Source organism: Castellaniella sp., from assembly GCF_034007085.1.
Classification (GTDB): Bacteria; Pseudomonadota; Gammaproteobacteria; order Burkholderiales; family Burkholderiaceae_B; genus Castellaniella.
Window position 1 is genome coordinate 1 of the sequence record NZ_JAVERO010000151.1, and the last position, 4,633, is coordinate 4,633.

A 4,633-nucleotide genomic window follows, 5' to 3' on the forward strand; every position below is an offset into this window, starting at 1 on the left:
CCTTCTGGATCAGGCCCTCGACCCGCTGCTTGGCAGCCGGCGAGATCAATGGCCCCAGATCGGCCTGGCGATCGGTACCGACATTGATTTTCAGCTTGCGCGCGCGCTCGACGAAATCAGGCAGCCATTTCTGCGCCTCGCCCACCAGCACCAGCACGGAAATCGCCATGCAACGTTCACCGGCTGCGCCGAAGGCCGCACCCAGCATCGAGTTCAGGGCAGCCTCGCGGTCGGCGTCGGGCATGATGACGCTGTGGTTCTTGGCGCCCATCATGGCCTGGCAGCGCTTGCCCGCATTCGAGGAACGGCGGTAGATTTCCGTGCCGACCCGGGTCGAGCCGATGAAGGACACTGCCTTGATGTCCGGATGGTCGCACAGGGCGCTGGCCACGTCCGGACCGCCATGCACCACGTTCAGCACGCCGGGCGGCAGGCCGGCTTCCAGGGCCAGTTGGGCGACCATCAGCGAGGCTGTGGGATCCTGTTCGGACGGCTTGTACACAAAGGTATTGCCGCAGGTCACGGCAATCGGGAACATCCAGCACGGCAACATCACAGGGAAGTTGAAGGCCGTGATCCCGGCGCAGACGCCCAGGGGCTGGATGACCGAATAGACATCGATGCCAGTGGCCGCATTTTCGGCGTAATCCCCCAGTTGCAGGGTATTGGCCGACACGGCATGGTCGACGCCTTCCAGGCCGCGTGCGACCTCGCCTTCGGCATCGGGCAAAGTCTTGCCGTGCTCGCGGGAAATGACCTCGGCGATCTTGGAGGTGTGTTCCCGCAGCAACTGGGCAAAATCCGCCATGATCTGGCGACGCTTGGCCTGGCTGACGTTGCGCCAGGTCTTGAAGGCCTCCTTGGAATCCGCGATCGCCCGTTCGACCTCGGCCGGCGTGGCAAAAGGCACCCGGGCAACCACTTCCTGGGTCGCCGGATTGATGACGTCACGCCATTCCTTGGTTTCGGACTGGACGAGTTTCCCGCCGATCAGCAGCGGGATGCGTGGGATGTCGCTCATTCAAACCTCCTGGGTAAATTCAGTGAACGCAAAACTCAGTGCTGGACCAGCGGGCAAGTCGATGCCGACAAGGGCTGGAAAGCATCTTCGGCGGGAATCGTGGCCACCAATTTGGACAGGTCCCATTCGCCCTTGGATTCGGCGGGCGCCTTGACCTCATACAGATACATATCGTGGATCACCCGGCCATCGGGGCGAATGGAAGCGTTGTGCATGATCGGATCCTCGATCGGGATCTCGCGCATCTTCGCGGCGACCCGGTCCCCCTCGGTGGTGCCCGCAGCGGCCACCGCCTTCAGGTAGTGCCTGACGCTGGAATACACGCCGGCCTGGGTCATGGTGGGTTTCTTGCCCTGATAGGCCTGGGCGAAACGGTCGGACCAGGCACGCGAGGCATCGTCGAAATCCCAATAGAAACCATCCACGTAACTCAGGCCCTGGGCGTTTTCCAGGCCCAGCGCGCGCAGGTCCGAAAGAAACACCAGCAGGGACGCCAGGCGTTGGCCGCCTTCGACAATACCGAATTCACGCGCTTGCTTGATCACATTGACCGTATCCTGGCCGCCGTTGGCCAGGGCCACGACCTGGGCCCCGGACGTTTGTGCCTGCAGCAGGTAGGAAGCAAAGTCCGGCGCGTTCAGCGGATGCGGGACGGCCCCCTTGACGGTGCCGCCCAGCGCCTTGACCCGGTCGGATGCGCCCTTTTCCAGGGAATGGCCGAATGCATAGTCCACCGTAATGAAGAACCAGGATTTGCCCCCCTTGTCGAACATGGCCTTGACGCCACCGATTGACTGCGAATAGACGTCGAACATCCAGTGGAAGCCGACCGGAGAACAGTTCTTGTTGGTCAGGTCCGTGGTCGCCGGGCCGGAAAACAGCACCACCTTGTTCTTTTCACGGGCAATGTTCTGCACCGCCAGGGCCACGGCAGAATTGGTCAGGTCGGCAATCGCCGTCACCCCATCACGATCAAACCATTCGCGGGCACGCGCTGCCCCCACGTCCGCCTTGTTCTGGTTGTCGGCCGACACCAGATCGATCTGCATGCCCTTGCACTCGGCCTTCAGGCAGTCATCGATGGCCAGCTGCGCGGCCGCCACCGAGCCCATGCCACCCATGGATGCATAGGTCCCCGACATGTCGGTCAACACCCCGATCCGGACGGGTGGCGTTGCTGCCTGAGCAACAGACATGGACAGCGCGGTAGCGCACAGGGCGGCCGCCAGCGTCGGCGTGAATTTCTGCATGATCTTGTCTCCGTTGTCGTTCAGGCCCGCCTGTCTGCGCGGCGGGGCCAGGAAGTTCGTGCTCCCTGGCCCAGTTTAGTTGTGTAAAAAACTTATTACCATCAAAATATTTGCACATTGATTGACGATATTTGCACAAGGACCGCCATGGCCGACTGGGACGCGATCCGCTATTTCCTGGAAGTGATCCGCACGCAGCGGGCCAGCGCGGCTGCCCAGCGCCTGGGGGTGCGGCACAGCACCGTGACGCGGCGCATCCGTGCGCTGGAACAGGATCTGGGCGTGACCCTGTTCGAAAAATCCCGCACCAGCGGCTACACCCCGACCGAAGAAGGCCTGCGTTTCTTTGCCCACGCCGAACAGGTGGAAAGCACGTTGCTGGCCGCCCGGGAATCCCTGTCCGGCGCAGCCCAGATGCCCTCCGGCCATCTGCGGATCGGCTCCACGGAAGGGTTCGGCAGCACGATCCTGACCCCGCTGATGGTGGATTTCCAGCGCCGCCACCCGACCATGACCCTGGACATCATGCCGGTGCCGCGCTTCATCAGCCTGTCCAAACGCGAAGCCGACATGGCCATCGCACTGGAACGCCCCCAGCGCGGCCCCTATCTGTGTACCAAGCTGGCGGACTACAGCCTGCGGCTGTACGGCACCCGCGACTATCTGGCACGCCATGCGCCGATCCAGCATCTGGCCGACCTGGATCGGCACACCTTCATCGGCTATGTGGACGAACTGCTGTTCAGCGACCGGCTGCGCTACCTGGACGATCTGGTGCCACCTGCGCGCGTCGTGTTCCGCAGCACCAGCGTGCTGGCCCAGTACCAGGCCGCCCTGGGGGGCCAGGCGCTGGCAGTGCTGCCCTGTTTTCTGGCTGCCCAGGACGAACGCCTGGAACCCGTGCTGGCCGATTCGATCCTGGTCACGCGCAGTTTCTGGATGTACTGCCACGAAGACCTGCGCCGCACGCGCAGAGTAATGGCCTTGTGGGATTACCTGAAGCAGGCCGTGGCATTGAATCAGGACCTGCTGCATGGCCGCTGCCGGACACTGCGTCTTCTGGCCGGGGACTGGACGCCTTCGTTTGCCCCCCGCCATCCGCCAGTCAATGGCAAACAGCCGGCCGCCAGCGCCTGAACAGACTCAGGTTGCAGCGCGGGCCTTGCGCTGCCTAGGCCGGGGCATGCGTACACGCCGCCACATCAGCCCCAGGCCCAGGGCCAGGAACACGGCATGCACCAGCCACAGGCCCACGCCGAACGACAAGGTGCTGTTGGCGATCCAGCCGCGCGACAGATTGATCAGGTTCATGTACAGCAGCGCCAGCAGGCCGGCGATCAGCAGATCGCCCGAACGCCCCAGGCGTGGATTCACCGCCCCCAGCGGCAAGGCGATCAAAGCCAGATTCAGCACCGCCAGGGGCAGCGACAGCCGCCACATCAGCTGCGACAGGGATTCGGTATCGCCCTGGGCAATCAGGTCCAGGGTCGGGCGCGCCTTGATCTGCTGCAGGGCCTGCTGGCGCCTGGCTTCCAGGGCCCCTGGGTCGGTGCGGCTTTCGATGCGCACCCCATAGCGGTCGAAATCCAGCAGGCGCATTTCGGGCGACCCCGGTTTCAGGTCATAGCGATGCCCCGGGCCCAGCACCAGAAAACGGTCGCCGTTGGCCTCGGTGCGGATGGCCGCGCTTTCGGCCGTGACCACGCTGAGCCAGTCGGGTTCGATGATGCGCGCCACCACCCGGCCCAGTTCATCGTCCGGCCGGGTGGGCGATTCGGCGAAAAAGACCCGCCGGCCGTCATCGGTCTCGATGAACTGGCCGGCCGAAACCTTGGACAGGTCGGAACGCTGTTCAAACCGCTGGCGGTATTCGGCGATCTGCCCGTAGGCCCAGGGCGAGGCCACCAACGTCAGCACCGCCACCACGGCGGCCACCGGCAAGGCAAAGCGCATCACAGGTCGCAACCACTGGCCCAGCGACAGGCCGCTGGCAAACCAGACGGCCATTTCCGATTCCCGGTAGCTGCGCGTGACCGTGGTCAACACCGCCACGAACAGGGACACGGACAGGATCACCGGCAACGCGGTGATGCTGGAAAAGGCCGCCAGGCCCAGGACGACGTTGGCCCCGATATCACCATTGGCGGCTTCGCCCAGCAGACGCACGATCAGCACGCTCAGCCACACCACCAGCAGGGTGGAAAATACGATGCCTGCATGGCTGGTGATTTCGGAAAAGACGGCGCGCTTGAACAATGACATGGAAAAATGCGGAATAATGGACCGTCTGATCCCCGGAACCCTCCGGCTCACAAGGAATACGAATGGAATTTAGCACAACGACGCCAGCATCCCTGCACAC

General features: G+C 63.6%; 4 protein-coding genes. 1 reads left to right on the plus strand and 3 read right to left on the minus strand.

All coding sequences use genetic code 11. The features are described from left to right. Both mmsA and RBR29_RS10650 read right to left on the minus strand, forming a co-directional pair. The coding region (mmsA, locus tag RBR29_RS10645) for a CoA-acylating methylmalonate-semialdehyde dehydrogenase (RefSeq protein ID WP_320349169.1) at window positions 1-1,021 on the minus strand (1,021 nt) is incomplete at its 3' end. Between the two features lie 35 nt (window positions 1,022-1,056). Then, window positions 1,057-2,217, minus strand: a complete 1,161-nt coding sequence (locus RBR29_RS10650) for an ABC transporter substrate-binding protein (RefSeq protein WP_320349176.1) — start codon at window positions 2,215-2,217, stop codon at window positions 1,057-1,059. Between the two features lie 201 nt (window positions 2,218-2,418). Between RBR29_RS10650 and RBR29_RS10655 the strand changes: the two genes are divergently transcribed. Next, a complete protein-coding gene (locus tag RBR29_RS10655; RefSeq protein WP_320349172.1) occupies window positions 2,419-3,408 on the plus strand; it encodes a LysR family transcriptional regulator in 990 nt (329 codons plus the stop codon). A gap of 6 nt (window positions 3,409-3,414) precedes the next feature. Here the strand turns inward: RBR29_RS10655 and lptF are convergent, their stop codons facing one another. Further along, on the minus strand, window positions 3,415-4,533 hold the full coding sequence (lptF, locus tag RBR29_RS10660; protein WP_320349174.1) for an LPS export ABC transporter permease LptF: 1,119 nt from the start codon (window positions 4,531-4,533) through the stop codon (window positions 3,415-3,417). Between the last annotated feature and the right edge of the window lie 100 nt (window positions 4,534-4,633).